This is a genomic window from Janthinobacterium sp. GL_088, assembly GCF_057837845.1.
On the sequence record NZ_CM174453.1, the window covers coordinates 568,778 to 583,243 of the forward strand.

The window sequence follows — 14,466 nt, forward strand, 5'->3', positions numbered from 1 at the left end:
TCAAGCCTCGCCTTTCTCGTCTTTACCTATCAGCAATTTGGTGTCGCTCAGATACATATGACGCGGCACTTGCAGGTTGTCCGGCGCCGGCTTGTTCTTGAACACGCGGCCTGCCATGTCGAAGGTGGAGCCGTGGCAAGGGCACAGGAAGCCGCCTTCCCAGTCATCGGGCAGCGACGGTTGCGGGCCGGGGGTAAATTTCGAGGAAGGGGAGCAGCCAAGGTGGGTGCAGATGCCGACAGCGACGAGAATTTCAGGCTTGATCGAGCGTGCCTCGTTCATGCAGTATTCAGGCGTGAATTCGGCGGGATTGCGTTGGGAATTGGCATCGGCGACTTTGCCATCGGTTTGTTTGAGCGACGCGATCATTTCCGGCGTGCGCTTGAGGATCCAGACCGGCTTGCCGCGCCATTCGACGGTGCGCATTTCGCCGGGTTGCAAGGTGGTGATGTCTACTTCGACCGGCGCGCCAGCCGCTTTCGCGCGCTCCGACGGCTGGAAGGTGCTTACCAAGGCTCCCGCGGTTGCCAATCCAACTACACTGCCCGCCGCGCACGTGGCGACGAGCAAGCCGCGACGGCCTGAATCGACCTGCTTTTCGTTACTCATGCAAACCCCAATCAGTCAAAATGCGAATCTTTATTATGAGTGGCAGCCGCGAAAAACCCGTCGCCGAAGCTCTTTCCCACTGATTGCCGCAACCCGCATCTTTGTACGGTAAAGTGGCAACATCCCTGCGGAACTTCGGACTATGGCGCAGCCCATGCCAGTTTCTTGTTGATTATCCGGAAGTGAAAAAGCCACTTCTGGCAACCGCAAATTATAAGTGAAGCAAACAACGAATAAAACAAAAACGTTGCTTGTACCATAATTTATATACTTTTGCAGGAGGTGGCTAGTTCTTTCGAACTAGATGCGCACGGCTGTGCCGGAATTGGTCTCGCCGGCAACCACAAGTTGGTGTACCCGGGAATCAATAGTATGATCGGCATGTTTTTTATACATATCCGAAGGAGAAATTCATGGCAATGATGAAAGAATTTAAAGAATTTGCAATGAAAGGCAACGTCGTCGATCTGGCGGTCGGTGTCATCATCGGCGGCGCCTTCGGCAAGATTGTCGATTCCCTGGTGCAAGACGTGATCATGCCACCCATCGGCCGCATTTTCGGCGGACTCGATTTCGCCAATTACTATCTGCCCCTGAATGGTCAAGCTACCACGATGACCCTGGTGGAAGCGAAAAAGGCGGGCGCCGTGCTGGCCTACGGTAATTTCCTCACCATTCTGCTCAATTTCGTCATTTTGGCCTTCATCATCTTCCAGATGGTGCGCCTGATGAACAAGGCCCGCCGCAGCGAACCGGTCGCGCCGGCAGTTGCACCGGCCACGCCGGAAGACATCGTGCTGCTGCGTGAAATCCGCGACTCCCTGCAGAAGAACGGACAGAATAGCAACGATCTGGCAAAATAAGTCGTTCCGGCACGGGCCGGCTGACCTGGGTGGAGTGCTATGCGACGATTCTGGTTATTGTTTGCGCAAACCGTGACGATCGCGTTGGCGCTGTACTTTGTGTACGGCGCGCTGCGCCCGGCCAGCCGGGTACAGCAACTGGGCTCTCCCACCAAGCCGGTGCCCGTGGTGGAAACGGCGTCCAGCAGCCTGGCGCCCGGTTCCTACCGCGATGCGGCGGCGCGCGCCATGCCCGCCGTCGTCAACATCCTCACCCTGCAAGTACCCAAGCGCGGCGCCCATCCGCTGGCGCGCGATCCCTTCTTCAAACGTTTCTTCGGCGACCGCGACCCGGACGACGGGGATGACGACGACTTGAAAAACAGCCTCGGCTCCGGCGTCATCGTCAGCCATGAAGGCTATGTGCTGACCAACAACCACGTGGTTGAAGGCGCCGACGAAATCGAAGTCGTGCTCACGGATGGCCGCAAGGCGCCCGCCAAGATCGTCGGCCTGGACCCGGAAACGGACCTGGCCGTGATCAAGATCAACCTCGACAAGCTGCCTGTCATCGTGCTGGGCCAGTCGGAACTGGCGCGCGTGGGCGACGTGGTGCTGGCCATCGGCAATCCGTTCGGTGTGGGCCAGACGGTGACCATGGGCATCATCTCCGCCCTGGGCCGCAACAACCTGCACATCAACAGCTTTGAAAACTTCATCCAGACGGATGCGGCCATCAACTTCGGCAACTCGGGCGGCGCCCTGGTCGACACGCGCGGCAATCTGATCGGCATCAATACGGCGATCTACTCGCAAAGCGGCGGCTCCGTCGGCATCGGCTTCGCCATTCCCGTCTCGACGGCCAAGACGGTGATGGAAGCCATCATCAAGGATGGCCACGTGGTGCGCGGCTGGATCGGCGTGGAAACGCAGGACATCACGCCCGAGCTGGCGCAAAGCTTCGGCTTGCAGCGCACGAGCGGCGCCATCATCGCCGGCGTGGTGCGCAACGGCCCGGCCGACAAGGCGGGCATCGTGCCCGGCGACATCCTGCTGACGGTGGAAGGCAAGCCCGTCGGCGACACGACGGAAATGCTGAATCTGATCGCCCAACTGCCGCCCGGCGGAAAAGCTAAAATGACGGTGCTGCGCAAGAATCGCGAAGCGGCGCTCGACGTGATGGTAGGCAAGCGCCCCATCCCGAAAGAGCTTTCCAAATAGTTGCTGATCGGAATTTGACACATGCATGTGCGTGATTTGACCCAATTTTTACGTGAACTGAGCGACAACAACAACCGTCCCTGGTTTGTCATGAACAAGCCCCGCTACGACATCCTGCGCGAGGAATTCCTCGCGCTGGTCACCAGCCTGATCGGTGAGTTGGGCAAGTTCGACCCGGCCGTGAAGTACTGCAATCCGAAAAAGGCCTTGTTCCGCATCAACCGCGACGTGCGTTTTGCGCACGACAAGAGTCCGTACAAGACGCGCTTTTCGGCCGCCATCGCGCCGAACGACATGCGCCGTCCCAGCAAGGCGGGCGGCCCCACGTATTATCTGCAGATCGATGGCCAGGGCAATTTACTGTTCGGCGCCGGCGAATATATGCCGCCGCCGGGCCGCCTGAAGGCGCTGCGCGAGCATATGCTCAACGACGCGCCAGGCTTTTCCAAAGTGTTGAAAAATAAGCGTTTGAAGGCCCGTTTCGGCACCATCCAGAACGAAGGCAAGCTGCAGCGCCCGCCGAAGGGGTTTGACGCGGACGCCGAACATATCGAATTCATCAAGCTGAAGAGCTTTTTTGTCTGGACCGAAGTGCCGCTGCCCGTGAACGCGCCCGAGAAACTGCTGCCGACCCTGGCGGAAGGCTTGAAGGATGCGTGGCCGCTGGTCGAGTGGATGCGCGGTGCGAAAGAGCCGGAGGAAGTCACCGAGTAATTGCGGAAGGAGCACATGATGGCACTGGAGCACGCAAGTTCAGGACAGGTGATCGAGGTGCTGCGCAGGGACGGCGACGACCTGTCGCAGTTTTCCGCCATCGCGCTGGCCAAAACGGATGAGCTGGAATTGATCCGCATGTGCATGCCCAAGGGCAAGACCATGCCCGAGCATCACGTGCTCGGCGAAATCACCTTGCTGTGCCTGCAAGGGCAGGTGGCGGTGGAGGCGCATGGCGGCGTGCAGGTGCTGGGATCGGGGCAGATGCTGTACCTGCTCGGCGGCCAGGCGCACGCCCTGGAAGCGCGCGAAGACAGTCTGTTATTGCTCACCATACTCATGCACAAGGCGGGGCGCTAGCTTTCCGGGTGCTTCAAGCCGCCTCGGCGCGCGGATCGCGCGACAGCAGCTGCTGCACCATCACGTGCGGCAAGTCCCCATCGAACAGCACGCCGGCCACCGCGTTGGTGATCGGCATGTCGACGCCCATGCGGCGCGCCAGTTCGCGTACGGCCTTGGCGCAGGGCACGCCTTCGGCCACGTGACCGAGCTCAGCCACGATGGTGTCCAGCGCCTTGCCTTGCGCCAAACCCAGGCCGACGCGGCGGTTGCGCGACAGGTCGCCCGTGCACGTCAGAATCAAGTCGCCCATGCCCGTCAAGCCCATGAACGTTTCTGTCTGGCCACCCAGGGCCGTGCCCAGGCGCGTGATTTCCGCCAGGCCACGCGTGATCAGCGCGGCGCGCGCATTCAAGCCCAGGCCCAGGCCGTCGGCCACGCCGGTGGCGATCGCCAGCACGTTCTTGACGGCGCCGCCCACTTCCACGCCCACCAGGTCGTCGCTCGCATACACGCGGATGGTGCCGCCATGCAAGGCCGAGACGACGGCGCCGCGCAAGGCGGCATTGTGCGAAGCGATGGTCAGCGCGCACGGCAAGCCGCGCGCTACTTCCTGCGCGAACGAGGGGCCGGACAGGGCGCCGCCGGGAATCTTGTCGCCCAGCACTTCCTGCACGATCTGGTGCGGCAGCAAGCCCGTGCCGCCTTCAAAGCCTTTGCACAGCCACACCAGGTTGCCGATCGCCATGTCTTTCAGCTGATGCAGCATGGGCCGCAAGCCCGCCACAGGGCAGGCGGCGATCAGGAGGCCGTGTTCGCCACTGGCATGCGCGACGGCGGCGTCGAAATCGGCGCTGATGCGCAGCTGCGGCGGTAAAGGGAAACCGGGCAAATAGCTGTTTTCGCCGCTGGCGGCCATGGCGGCCATGGCCTCGCCGTTGCGGCCCCACAGCAGCACGTCATGACGGCCAGCCAGGGCCATGGCCACGGCCGTGCCCCAGGCGCCGGCGCCCAGGATGGTGATCTTGCGGGCGGCGGGAATATTATCGGGAGTGACTTCAGGAGAAACTTGCATGCAACCTCAACGGGGCAGGGGGAACGGACGCGGTGCTTACAGGCCCCACACTTCGCTGGTCTTGACGTAGCCGCTCTGGCCATCCTTGTGGCGCACCTTGACCCAGCCGGAGCTCGGCTGCTCGCTCATTTCCAGCAGCACGCCCTTGTCGACGAGGATGATGGGGGAGGCGATGTCGTCGGGGCTGGCGCGAACCTTGAGGTTCGCGGCGCGCGCCACGACGTTGCGCTTGGCCGACAGGCCCTTGGCTTCCGTCCAGGCCATTTCGCCGCTGGCGTCGCGTACCTTGACCCATTCGCCGTAGCTGAGCACCACTTCCAGCGGCATGCCGCGTGGCGCCACGTACAGCTTGCCTCCCTTGGAGGATGGCGCGTCGTACAGGATCACGGGAGCGGCGCCCACCGTTTTGAAATCGACGGCGTGGCTGGCGGCGGTCGCCAGCAGCAGCACGGCGCCGGCCATCCAGCGGAACTTGCTCAAGAGCGCACTTTTCAACATGATATTTTTGAACCTTAACGAAACACGGCGGCCAGGCCGCCGTGTCAGGCCAGCCTTGACGGCTGGCGGGGTCTTGCAAGAGCTTAGTGCGTTTCGCTGGCTGCTGGAGCTGCGGCAGCGGCGTCAGCAATAGCTTGCAGACGTTGTTGGTAGAACACTTCGAAGTTGATCTCGGCCAAGTGCACTGGCGGGAAGCCGGCACGGGTGATCACGTCGGCGATGTTGGCGCGCAGGTAAGGGTAGATGATGTTCGGGCAGCCGATTCCCAGCAGTGGATCGAGTTGATCAGCAGGAATGTTGCGTGCTTCGAAGATACCGGCTTGCTTGCCTTCAACCAGGAAAGCGACTTTTTCGCCGACTTTGGCGGTGACGGTGATGGTCACGGTGGCTTCGAAGATGCCGTCGGCCAGAGGCGCAGCGCCCACGTCCAGTGCCACTTCGATGGCTGGTGCTTCTTGTTCCAGGAAAATAGCTGGGGAATTTGGTTGTTCCAGCGACATGTCTTTCAGGTAGACGCGTTGGATTTGGAAGACTGGTTGCAGATTTTCGTCAGACATGGAACGCTTTCGTTGTAAAGGACAAGAACGGCACACCGTTCAAATATGGTGCTTGCGGTATTCAAACCGCGCCGGATAGGCGCGGCCAGATCAGGTGCGAGGGCAATTGTATCAAAACAATACGACAAAAAACCAAGCAATTTCTCGAACCCGCTTTATATCAGGCTGCCGTGCCATTTAACAAGGGGTCCAGCTTGCCAGCTTGATCGAGCGCATACAAATCGTCGAATCCGCCCACGTGGGTATCGCCCACATAGATTTGCGGGACCGTGCGGCGGCCCGTGCGTTCCATCATCTTGATGCGCTCTTCCGGGTCGAGGTCGACGCGGATCTTTTGCACGGCGACGCCCTTCGATTCCAACAGGCGCTCGGCGCGCACGCAATACGGGCACACGGCGGTGCTATACACAATTACTGGGACGGTCATGATGATTCCTTCAGTTAATGCTGGTTTATTTCGCCAGCGACAAGGTTTTCAATGGTAAACCCTGCTTTTTCCATTCGTCGAGGCCGCCTTCCAGGCTCGTTGCCTCAGCGAAACCGGCTTTGCCCAGCAGGCCGACGGCGGTTGCCGAACGCGAACCTTTCTGGCAAACCACTACAATGGGGCGCGTTTTGAATTTTTCCAGCTCGCCCAGGCGTTTTGCCAGTTCCGGCAGCGGAATATTTTTTGCGTCAGGCAAGTGACCCGTGGCGAATTCTTCCGCGCTGCGCACGTCGACGATGATGGTTTTGCCGCGGTTGATCAGTTGCGTGACTTCCAGCACGGTCGCGCGCTTGCCGCGCATCGACAGCAGTGGCCAGAGGAGGGCGCCGCCGGAAATAATGACGATGGCAAACAGAAAAATGTGGTCGATAATGAATTTCACGTAGGGTCCAATGGTTTAAGTCAATCCGCGCATTATAAAATAGAAGCTGGACGAGGTCTTTTTACGTTTTGCTTTTTTGATTTGAACCCCTTGAGAAGATAGAACTATGTACAAAATCGTTTTCATGCGTCACGGCGAGTCCACCTGGAACCTCGATAACCGCTTCACCGGCTGGACCGACGTCGATCTGACGGAAAAGGGCGTCAACGAAGCCAAGGCCGCCGGCCAGATCCTCAAGCAGGAAGGTTTTACGTTCGACGTGGCCTACACTTCCGTTCTGAAGCGCGCCATCCGCACCCTGTGGCTGGCGCTCGACGAGATGGACATGATGTATTTGCCAATCAAGAACGACTGGCGCTTGAACGAGCGCCACTACGGCGCCCTGCAAGGCCTGGACAAGGGCGAGACAGCCGCCAAGTATGGCGACGAGCAAGTACTGGTATGGCGCCGCAGCTACGATACGCCGCCGCCGCCGCTGGAAGCGAACGACGACCGCGCCTCGTACAACGACCCGCGTTATGCCGGCTTGCCGCAAGCATCGATTCCGCTGACCGAATGCCTGAAAGACACCGTGGCGCGCGTGATGCCGGCCTGGGATGAAGAAATCGCCCCGGCCATCCGCGCCGGCAAGAAAATCATCATTTCGGCCCACGGCAACAGCCTGCGCGCGCTGATCAAGATGCTCGACGGCATCAGCGACAGCGACATCGTCGGCCTGAACATTCCGAACGGCCAGCCGCTCGTGTATGAACTGGACGCCGACCTGAAACCGATCCGTCATTATTATCTGGGCGACCCGGCAGCGATTGCGGCAGCGCAAGCAGCCGTGGCGAACCAAGGGAAGGCCAAGTAACTTGTCGTCTTTCTTCCGCGGCACAGCCATCGCCCCCTCTGCTGAACGACCCCTGCCGGCGTGGCGCGCCGGTGCCATGCTGTGCCTGGCGCTGCTGCTTTGCAGCGGTGCCGCGCAGGGCGCCAAGCCCACCGAACGCAGTAAGCAGAAGGCGGCCGCGGAAGCACAACGTGCAGGACTGCAACAAAAGCTGACGGCGCTCAAGCGCGACATCAGCCGCACGGAAAGCGCCAAGGATGACGCGGCCGATACCCTGGCCGAGTCGGAAGAGGCCATTTCCAATGCCAACCGCGCCTTGCGCGACCTGGCGCAGGAACAAAGCGCGACGGGTGTGAAACTCAATGCGCTGGGGCAAGAGCACCAGCAGTTGACGGCCACCGTCGAGAAACAAAAGACGCAGCTGTCGAAGTTGCTGCGTGAACAATATGTCGCCGGCAATGAAGACCGCATCAAGCTGCTCTTGTCGGGCGATAACCCGAACCGCATCAACCGCGACCTGCAATTGATGGCGTATGTGTCGCAGGCGCAGGCGCGCCTGCTGGAAGCCTTGCGCGCCAACTTGCTGGCCGTGGAGAAAAACCAGGCGGACGTGCAGAACGCCAAGGATGAACTGGAAGAAATCGCGCAGGAAGAGCGCGACCAGAAAGCCCTGCTGGTGCAGGAGAAGGCGCGCCGCGCCGCCTTGCTGACGAGCTTGTCGCAACGCCTGGTGGCGCAGCGCAAGGAAGTGGGCAATGTCGAGCGCGACGAACAGCGCATGGGCAACCTGGTCGACAAGCTGGCAAAACTGATCGAAGAGCAGGCCGCCGCTGCCGCAGCGGAAAAGAAACGCCAGCAATTGCTGGCCGAACAGCGTGCCGCCGCCAAAGCGGCCGCCGACGCCAAGATTGCCGCGGAAAAACGCGAACGCCTGCTGGCCGCGCGCGCCAAGGCCGCCCAGGCGCAGGCCGAGCGCGAGCGCATTGCAAAAGAGCAACAAAACAAATCGGGCAAGATCAAGCCGCAAACGCCGCCACCGCCGCCCGTGAAACTGGAACCGATCGACGACGACGAGCCGCCGCAAGTGGCCAAGGTGACGCCGAAACCGGAACCCAAGCCCGAACCGGAGCCGGAACGCCCGAGCCTGGGCCCGGCCGCGCCAGCTGGCGCCTTTGCCAGCCTGAAAGGGCAGCTGCGCGCCCCCGTTGCGGGCAAGATCGCCGCCCGCTTCGGCAGCAAGCGCGGTGACGGCCCCAGCTGGAAGGGCGTGTTCATCCGCACGGGCGAAGGCAGCGAGATCCACGCCATCGCCGGTGGCCGCGTCGTGTTTTCCGACTGGCTGCGCGGTTTCGGCAATTTGATCATCGTCGACCATGGCGGTCAGTACATGAGCATTTATGGCAACAACCAATCCCTGCTGAAAAGAGTGGGCGACGCCGTCAAGGGCGGCGACGCCATTGCCAGCGCGGGCAACAGCGGCGGCAACGAGGAATCAGGGCTATACTTTGAATTGCGTCATCAGGGCCGCGCCTTCGACCCCGCCACCTGGGTGAAGTTTTAATTCAGTTCCCACCATTGCTGCGGCAGCGAATTTGTAGATTGCGAAGAATACATGGGTATCAAAGTCAAAAGTATCGGCCTGATCGGTCTGGGCGTCCTGGCCGGCATCGGCATGTCGCTGCAGTTCCCGGCCGTGGCGCAAAAAATCACGAATGCCCCGCTGCCGCTCGACGAGCTGCGCCAGTTGTCCGACGTCTTTGGCCTGATCAAGTCCGATTACGTCGAGAAGGTGGAAGACAAGAAACTTTTAACGGAAGCCATTTCCGGCATGGTCTCGTCGCTCGATCCGCACTCCGTGTATCTGGATAAGAATGCCTTCAAGGAAATGCGCGAAAGCGTGCAGGGCAAGTTTGTCGGCATCGGCATCGAAGTGAGCATGGAAGACGGCTATGTGAAAGTCGTCTCGCCCATCGAGGACAGCCCTGCCGCCAAGGCCGGCATCCTGGCGGGCGACCTGATCACCCGCCTCGACAATATCCCGCTGAAAGGCTTGCAGCTGGAAGAAGTCATCAAGAAGATGCGCGGCCAGCCGGGCACCAAGCTGGTGCTGACGATGTCGCGCAAGGGCGAAAGCAAGCCGCTGGTGTTCCCCATCGTGCGCGAGGAAATCCGCGTGCAAAGCGTGAAGGCCAAGATGGTCGCGCCCGGCTATGCCTGGCTGCGCATCGCCCAGTTCCAGGAACCGACCGTCGGTGACATGGTCAAAAAGATCAACGCCCTGTATGCGCAAGACCCCAAGCTCAAGGGCCTGGTGCTGGACTTGCGCAACGATCCAGGCGGCGTCGTGCCGGGAGCCATTGGCGTGGCGACAGCATTTCTTCCGGGTAACTCCGTGATCGTGTCCACCAAGGGCCAGTTGCCCGAGTCGAAACAGGTGTTCTATGGCCGCCGCGAATTCTATGCGCCGCCGGGCGCCAAGGCCGATCCGCTGGCCAAGCTGCCGGCAGGGCTGAAAACCGTGCCGCTGGTGGTGCTGGTCAATGCCGGCTCCGCTTCCGCCTCGGAAATCGTCGCCGGCGCCTTGCAGGATTACCAGCGCGCCACCGTCATCGGCACGCAAACGTTCGGCAAGGGTTCCGTGCAAACCTTGCGCCAGATCACGGCCGACACGGCCGTCAAGCTGACGACGGCCCGCTACTACACGCCGAAGGGCCGGGCCATCCAGGCGCGCGGCATCGTGCCGGACTTGCTGGTCGATGAAACGGCCGAGGGCGACGGCTGGAACAGCCTGCGTATCCGCGAGGCGGACCTGGAAAAACACCTGAGCAGCAACGACGGCAAGCCGGAAGCGGCCAAGCCAACCATGGAAGGCATGCAGGATCAATTGGAAGAAGAGCAGCGCCTGATCGCCACGGCGAAAAAGCGCAAGCCGCTGGAATACGGCGCCAAGGATGATTTCCAGCTGCAGCAAGCGCTGAACCATTTCCAGGGCTTGCCGGTGCAGCTGGCCAAGGTGGACCCGAAGGCGGAGAAGATTGGCGCCAAGCCGGAAATTGCTTCCGACATCAAGGCCGATGACAAGAAGATTCCTGTACAAAAACCGTAGTCGCCGCCATGAACGACCATCAGCTGCTGCGCTATTCGCGCCATATCCTGCTTGATCAGATCGGCATCGAAGGCCAGCAAGCCTTGCTCGACGCGCATGTGCTGGTGATCGGCGCGGGCGGGCTCGGCTCGCCGGCGGCCATGTATTTGGCCGCCAGCGGTGTCGGCAAGCTGACCCTGGTCGATGACGATACGGTCGATCTGACCAATCTGCAGCGCCAGATCGCCCACACGACGGCCCGCGTGGGCCAGCCGAAAGTGCTGTCGGCGCGCGAGACCTTGACCGGCATCAATCCCGAGATCGATATCATCGCCTTGCAGGAGCGCCTCGACGGCGCGCGCCTGGCCGAACTGGTCTGCTCCGCCACGGTGGTGCTCGACTGCACCGACAACTTCGCCACGCGCCATGCCGTCAACCGCGCCTGCGTGGCGGCCAGGGTGCCGCTGGTGTCGGGCGCCGTGATCCGTTTCGACGGACAAGTGAGCGTGTTCGACCCGCGCACGGGCAAGCAGCCATGTTATTCCTGCCTGTTTCCGCAGGAGCAGCAGTTCACGGACGAGGCATGTTCGACCATGGGCGTGTTCGCGCCGCTGGTGGGCGTGGTGGGCGCCATGCAGGCGGCCGAAGCGCTGAAACTGATCATGGGCGCGGGAGAGTCCTTGGCCGGACGGCTGCTGCTGCTCGACGGTTTGCACATGGAATGGAGCAGCATGCGCGTCGCGCGCGACCCCGGCTGCGCCGTTTGCGGCGAAGTGGTCTTGCCGGCCTGACAGCCCCCGCAGAAATTTTTCCCTATATGACAGGCTTTGTCATATTTCCGCTTTATACTCTGCACTCATTACTCACCTTCTTCTCTCTTTCTTATGCAAAACGCAGCAAACCGTTCGATACGCCAGCGCCGTGCGCGCGGCTTCACTTTGATCGAAATCATGGTCGTGGTGGTGATCATGGGTATCCTCGCGTCGCTGGTGGTGCCCAAGCTGATCGCCCGCACGGGTGAGTCGAAAGTGGCGGCGGCGAAGGTCGACATCGCCACCGTGATGCAAGCTTTGAAACTGTATCGCCTGGATAACCAGCGCTACCCGACCACCGAACAGGGCTTGCAGGCGCTGATCGAAAAACCGACCACGGGACCGGCCGCGAATGGCTGGAAAGCGGGCGGTTACCTGGAAAAGATGCCGAAGGATCCATGGGGCAACCCGTACCAGTTCCTGTCGCCGGGCGTGAAAGGCGAAGTCGATATCATTTCGCTGGGCGCCGACGGCCAGCCTGGCGGTAGCGGCGACGATGCCGATATCGGCTCCTGGGAACTGTAAGTTTTCCATTGCATGCCTGCCATGACCACCGGCCGTGCACTGCCCCGGCCCCGCGCCAGCGGCTTCACGCTGATCGAGCTGCTGGTGGTGATGGTCATCATTGGCGTCACCCTGGGCCTGGTGTCGCTGAACGCCATGCCGAATGGCCAGCAAGCGCTGCAGAAGGAAGCCGAGCGCATCGCGCTGCTGCTGCAACTGGCGCGCGATGAAGCCATCGTGCGCAGCCGGCAGGTGGCGTTCGAGGCTGACGAAAATCAATACCGTTTCCTGGTCCTCAATGAAAAGCTGTGGCAACCCGTGACGCAGGACGATTTGCTGCGCGAGCGGGCGTTTGCCAACACGCCCATGCTGCTCAGCGTGCAGCCGTCGAACAGCGTGGCCCAGCCTTTGCGCATCATCTTCGGCCGCGAACCGGTCGACAAGCCTTTCGTGCTGACCCTGGCCAGCGGCGAACGCAGCGTGGCCATCCGCGCCGACGGCATCGGCCACTTCACGGTCGAGCAATGATGCGGCTCCCACGTCATGGCCGTCAGCGCGGCTTCACTTTGCTGGAAGTGCTGGTCGCCCTCGTCATCGTCGGTACGGCCTTGGGCGCCTCGCTGCGCGCCGTCGGCAGCCTGACGCAGAACAGCGATGGCTTGCGCAGCGCCATGATGGCCACCTGGTCGGCGGAAAACCACCTGGTGCGCTTGCGCCTGGCGAAGACGTTCCCGCAGACGGGCAAGCGCACGGTCGATTGCCCGCAGGGCGACCTGAAACTGATCTGTGAAGAAGAAGTGGTGGCCACGCCGAATCCCCGCATCCGGCAAGTGCGCGTCAACGTGTATGACGCGCAATATCCGGCCCGGCGCATCGTGCGCCTGGTGTTACTTTCCTTTAACGACTGATGGCGCGCCGCACTGTTCCTGCTGGCGGTTTCACCCTGATCGAGCTGCTCGTGGCGATCGGCATCCTGGCCATGGTCGCCGTGCTGGGCTGGCGCGGCCTGGACAGCATCATGCGTTCGCGCGAAGTGCTGACCAGCCAGCTGGAACAGGCGCGCGGCATGCAGCTGGCGTTTGCCCAGATGCAGAGCGATTGCGACCACCTGGCCGGCGCCGGCTTGAGCACGAGTTTGCTCAATGGCCGCATCAACCTGTCGGCGGAAAATGACCGCCTGACCCTGGTGCGCCTGGCCGCGTCGGAACAGGAACCGCAACAGTTGCAAGTGGTCACTTACCGCCTGCGCGGAGGCGTGCTGACGCGGCGCGAGTCGAACGGCACGCGCGACCTGGCCGTACTCGACACCTTGTGGCAGGCCGCGCGCGACGATACGGATACCTCCAGCGCCGACGTGGCCCTGATGCAGGGTGTCGACAGCATGGTCATGCGCGGCTGGAGCAATGGCGCCTGGAACGTGCTGACGGCGGGCGCCACCATCTCCACGCAAGTGCCGGGGCTGGAAGTGACCCTGCAGATGCCGGGCCAGGACGCGGGCCTGTCGAAAGTCTTTTTATTGGGGCCGGGATGACGCGCTACAAGTTTCACTCGCGCCAGCGCGGCGTGGCCGTCATCACGGCCCTGCTGCTGACGGCGCTGGCTATTACCGTTGTCGCCAGCCTGTTCTGGCAGCAGCAGGTGCAAGTGCGTTCGATGGAAAACCAGCGCCTGCGCCTGCAGACGCAGTGGGCCATGCGCGGCATGGTCGACTTCGCCCGCTTCTGGCTGCGGCAGGACAATCCCATGCTGACGGCGCTCGATGGCGTGTGGGCCACGCCCATCGAGGAAGCGCGGCTCGACGATTATGTGGACCGCGAAAAGGTCGACACGGAAAAATTCGACGCCACCGTCTCGGGCCGCGCACTCGATGCGCAGGCGCGCTTCAATATTACGAACCTGCTTGAAGCCACGGGCGGCATCAATGCGAAGCAGGTGCTGGCCTACCAGCGACTGTTATCCAACTTGCAGCTCGATAGCGGCCTGGCGCAAGCGACGGCCGATGCCGTGCTGCGCGCGAAGCTGAAACCGCGCACTGTTGCCAGCGGCACCGATGGCAAGACGCCCGCCGCCACGCCCGTATCGGGCGGCGGCAGCGAGCCGGTGGCGTTCACGCAGATCGAGGATTTGCTGGCCGTGCCCGGCTACACGCCACAGATCATTGAAAAACTGCGCGATTTCATCATCGTATTGCCGGAAATAACGCCCGTGAACGTGAATACGGCCCCGGCCGAGGTGCTGGCGGCCGTGACGATGATGTCGCTGTCCGAGGCCAGCGCCCTGACTTTGAGCAATCCGCGCAAAAAGTTTGTCGATAAGTTAAATTTCCAGAATAATATTAATGCTGCATTGATTGAAGGCGTGGAACTCGATGTGAAGAGCCGCTACTTCCTCACCGTCATCCGCGTGCGGCTGGACCGTGCCGCCCTGGACGCCGTGGCGCTCGTCAATCGAAAAACGGATCCGCAACGCACCACCAGCCTGGTCTGGCTGCGGGAAAATTAACAGCTGA

19 protein-coding genes are annotated in these 14,466 nt (G+C 61.6%); 13 read left to right on the plus strand and 6 right to left on the minus strand.

Annotation, left to right across the window (positions count from 1 at the left end; genetic code table 11):
• Positions 1-609 carry a ubiquinol-cytochrome c reductase iron-sulfur subunit gene (gene petA, locus AC3IQ7_RS02505; RefSeq protein WP_034783594.1) on the minus strand — a complete coding sequence of 203 codons (609 nt, stop codon included), beginning with the start codon at positions 607-609 and terminating at the stop codon, positions 1-3.
• Between the two features lie 413 nt (positions 610-1,022).
• On the opposite strand from petA, the gene mscL reads away from it, so the two are divergent.
• Genes mscL through AC3IQ7_RS02525 form a run of 4 tightly spaced genes read left to right on the plus strand, consistent with a single transcriptional unit; the run spans position 1,023 to position 3,746 of the window.
• A complete protein-coding gene (gene mscL, locus AC3IQ7_RS02510) occupies positions 1,023-1,472 on the plus strand; it encodes a large conductance mechanosensitive channel protein MscL (RefSeq protein ID WP_099377847.1) in 450 nt (149 codons plus the stop codon).
• A 39-nt stretch (positions 1,473-1,511) separates the two neighbouring features.
• Positions 1,512-2,672: a Do family serine endopeptidase gene (locus AC3IQ7_RS02515; RefSeq protein WP_489208284.1), complete on the plus strand. Its 1,161-nt coding sequence runs from the start codon at positions 1,512-1,514 to the stop codon at positions 2,670-2,672.
• A gap of 21 nt (positions 2,673-2,693) precedes the next feature.
• On the plus strand, positions 2,694-3,386 hold the full coding sequence (locus tag AC3IQ7_RS02520) for a DUF2461 domain-containing protein (protein WP_099377849.1): 693 nt from the start codon (positions 2,694-2,696) through the stop codon (positions 3,384-3,386).
• Positions 3,387-3,401: 15 nt separating this feature from the next.
• The gene (locus AC3IQ7_RS02525) at positions 3,402-3,746 is read left to right on the plus strand and encodes a cupin domain-containing protein (protein ID WP_233516124.1); all 345 of its coding nucleotides are present in this window, start codon (positions 3,402-3,404) and stop codon (positions 3,744-3,746) included.
• 13 nt (positions 3,747-3,759) lie between these two features.
• On the opposite strand, the gene AC3IQ7_RS02530 is transcribed toward AC3IQ7_RS02525, so the two are convergent.
• From AC3IQ7_RS02530 to AC3IQ7_RS02550, 5 genes are all read right to left on the minus strand, one after another.
• On the minus strand, positions 3,760-4,800 hold the full coding sequence (locus AC3IQ7_RS02530; RefSeq protein ID WP_489208285.1) for an NAD(P)H-dependent glycerol-3-phosphate dehydrogenase: 1,041 nt from the start codon (positions 4,798-4,800) through the stop codon (positions 3,760-3,762).
• Positions 4,801-4,836: 36 nt separating this feature from the next.
• Positions 4,837-5,298 (minus strand): SH3 domain-containing protein, encoded by a 462-nt coding sequence (locus AC3IQ7_RS02535; RefSeq protein ID WP_099377851.1) that lies wholly within the window; start codon positions 5,296-5,298, stop codon positions 4,837-4,839.
• 83 nt (positions 5,299-5,381) lie between these two features.
• Positions 5,382-5,855: a protein-export chaperone SecB gene (gene secB, locus AC3IQ7_RS02540; RefSeq protein ID WP_034783580.1), complete on the minus strand. Its 474-nt coding sequence runs from the start codon at positions 5,853-5,855 to the stop codon at positions 5,382-5,384.
• A 160-nt stretch (positions 5,856-6,015) separates the two neighbouring features.
• Positions 6,016-6,282 (minus strand): glutaredoxin 3, encoded by a 267-nt coding sequence (gene grxC / locus AC3IQ7_RS02545; protein ID WP_034753025.1) that lies wholly within the window; start codon positions 6,280-6,282, stop codon positions 6,016-6,018.
• A 25-nt stretch (positions 6,283-6,307) separates the two neighbouring features.
• Positions 6,308-6,724, minus strand: a complete 417-nt coding sequence (locus AC3IQ7_RS02550) for a rhodanese-like domain-containing protein (RefSeq protein ID WP_046681994.1) — start codon at positions 6,722-6,724, stop codon at positions 6,308-6,310.
• A 106-nt stretch (positions 6,725-6,830) separates the two neighbouring features.
• Here AC3IQ7_RS02550 and gpmA point away from each other — a divergent pair, with 106 nt between their 5' ends.
• The 9 genes from gpmA to gspK all read left to right on the plus strand — a co-directional run bounded on the left by gpmA (position 6,831) and on the right by gspK (position 14,459).
• Positions 6,831-7,577 carry a 2,3-diphosphoglycerate-dependent phosphoglycerate mutase gene (gene gpmA / locus AC3IQ7_RS02555; protein ID WP_099377852.1) on the plus strand — a complete coding sequence of 249 codons (747 nt, stop codon included), beginning with the start codon at positions 6,831-6,833 and terminating at the stop codon, positions 7,575-7,577.
• A gap of 76 nt (positions 7,578-7,653) precedes the next feature.
• The gene (locus AC3IQ7_RS02560; RefSeq protein WP_489210368.1) at positions 7,654-9,117 is read left to right on the plus strand and encodes a murein hydrolase activator EnvC family protein; all 1,464 of its coding nucleotides are present in this window, start codon (positions 7,654-7,656) and stop codon (positions 9,115-9,117) included.
• 51 nt (positions 9,118-9,168) lie between these two features.
• Positions 9,169-10,662 carry a S41 family peptidase gene (locus AC3IQ7_RS02565; protein WP_099377854.1) on the plus strand — a complete coding sequence of 498 codons (1,494 nt, stop codon included), beginning with the start codon at positions 9,169-9,171 and terminating at the stop codon, positions 10,660-10,662.
• Positions 10,663-10,670: 8 nt separating this feature from the next.
• Positions 10,671-11,432 carry a HesA/MoeB/ThiF family protein gene (locus AC3IQ7_RS02570; RefSeq protein WP_489208288.1) on the plus strand — a complete coding sequence of 254 codons (762 nt, stop codon included), beginning with the start codon at positions 10,671-10,673 and terminating at the stop codon, positions 11,430-11,432.
• A gap of 93 nt (positions 11,433-11,525) precedes the next feature.
• Positions 11,526-11,978 carry a type II secretion system major pseudopilin GspG gene (gspG, locus tag AC3IQ7_RS02575; protein ID WP_034783572.1) on the plus strand — a complete coding sequence of 151 codons (453 nt, stop codon included), beginning with the start codon at positions 11,526-11,528 and terminating at the stop codon, positions 11,976-11,978.
• 12 nt (positions 11,979-11,990) lie between these two features.
• The gene (locus AC3IQ7_RS02580; protein ID WP_046681998.1) at positions 11,991-12,485 is read left to right on the plus strand and encodes a GspH/FimT family pseudopilin; all 495 of its coding nucleotides are present in this window, start codon (positions 11,991-11,993) and stop codon (positions 12,483-12,485) included.
• Complete coding sequence (gene gspI / locus AC3IQ7_RS02585; RefSeq protein WP_034783570.1) at positions 12,482-12,865, plus strand: type II secretion system minor pseudopilin GspI; 384 nt, start codon at positions 12,482-12,484, stop codon at positions 12,863-12,865. The genes AC3IQ7_RS02580 and gspI overlap by 4 nt, the downstream gene beginning before the upstream one ends.
• Positions 12,865-13,488, plus strand: coding sequence for a PulJ/GspJ family protein (locus AC3IQ7_RS02590; protein ID WP_489208290.1), 624 nt, complete (start codon positions 12,865-12,867; stop codon positions 13,486-13,488). Before gspI ends, AC3IQ7_RS02590 begins: the two co-directional genes overlap by 1 nt.
• Positions 13,485-14,459 (plus strand): type II secretion system minor pseudopilin GspK, encoded by a 975-nt coding sequence (gene gspK, locus AC3IQ7_RS02595; RefSeq protein ID WP_489208291.1) that lies wholly within the window; start codon positions 13,485-13,487, stop codon positions 14,457-14,459. Before AC3IQ7_RS02590 ends, gspK begins: the two co-directional genes overlap by 4 nt.
• Positions 14,460-14,466 lie beyond the last annotated feature (7 nt).

Bases quoted from the DNA above. Each gene is read 5' to 3' on its own strand.
- AC3IQ7_RS02570 (WP_489208288.1), top strand. From the start codon at position 10,671: ATGAACGACCATCAGCTGCTGCGCTATTCGCGCCATATCCTGCTTGAT.
- AC3IQ7_RS02530 (WP_489208285.1), bottom strand. From the start codon at position 4,800: ATGCAAGTTTCTCCTGAAGTCACTCCCGATAATATTCCCGCCGCCCGC.
- AC3IQ7_RS02525 (WP_233516124.1), top strand. From the start codon at position 3,402: ATGATGGCACTGGAGCACGCAAGTTCAGGACAGGTGATCGAGGTGCTG.
- AC3IQ7_RS02590 (WP_489208290.1), top strand. From the start codon at position 12,865: ATGGCGCGCCGCACTGTTCCTGCTGGCGGTTTCACCCTGATCGAGCTG.
- gpmA (WP_099377852.1), top strand. From the start codon at position 6,831: ATGTACAAAATCGTTTTCATGCGTCACGGCGAGTCCACCTGGAACCTC.
- AC3IQ7_RS02515 (WP_489208284.1), top strand. From the start codon at position 1,512: ATGCGACGATTCTGGTTATTGTTTGCGCAAACCGTGACGATCGCGTTG.
- gspK (WP_489208291.1), top strand. From the start codon at position 13,485: ATGACGCGCTACAAGTTTCACTCGCGCCAGCGCGGCGTGGCCGTCATC.
- AC3IQ7_RS02565 (WP_099377854.1), top strand. From the start codon at position 9,169: ATGGGTATCAAAGTCAAAAGTATCGGCCTGATCGGTCTGGGCGTCCTG.
- secB (WP_034783580.1), bottom strand. From the start codon at position 5,855: ATGTCTGACGAAAATCTGCAACCAGTCTTCCAAATCCAACGCGTCTAC.
- AC3IQ7_RS02560 (WP_489210368.1), top strand. From the start codon at position 7,654: ATGCTGTGCCTGGCGCTGCTGCTTTGCAGCGGTGCCGCGCAGGGCGCC.
- grxC (WP_034753025.1), bottom strand. From the start codon at position 6,282: ATGACCGTCCCAGTAATTGTGTATAGCACCGCCGTGTGCCCGTATTGC.
- mscL (WP_099377847.1), top strand. From the start codon at position 1,023: ATGGCAATGATGAAAGAATTTAAAGAATTTGCAATGAAAGGCAACGTC.
- AC3IQ7_RS02580 (WP_046681998.1), top strand. From the start codon at position 11,991: ATGCCTGCCATGACCACCGGCCGTGCACTGCCCCGGCCCCGCGCCAGC.
- gspG (WP_034783572.1), top strand. From the start codon at position 11,526: ATGCAAAACGCAGCAAACCGTTCGATACGCCAGCGCCGTGCGCGCGGC.
- AC3IQ7_RS02535 (WP_099377851.1), bottom strand. From the start codon at position 5,298: ATGTTGAAAAGTGCGCTCTTGAGCAAGTTCCGCTGGATGGCCGGCGCC.
- gspI (WP_034783570.1), top strand. From the start codon at position 12,482: ATGATGCGGCTCCCACGTCATGGCCGTCAGCGCGGCTTCACTTTGCTG.
- petA (WP_034783594.1), bottom strand. From the start codon at position 609: ATGAGTAACGAAAAGCAGGTCGATTCAGGCCGTCGCGGCTTGCTCGTC.
- AC3IQ7_RS02520 (WP_099377849.1), top strand. From the start codon at position 2,694: ATGCATGTGCGTGATTTGACCCAATTTTTACGTGAACTGAGCGACAAC.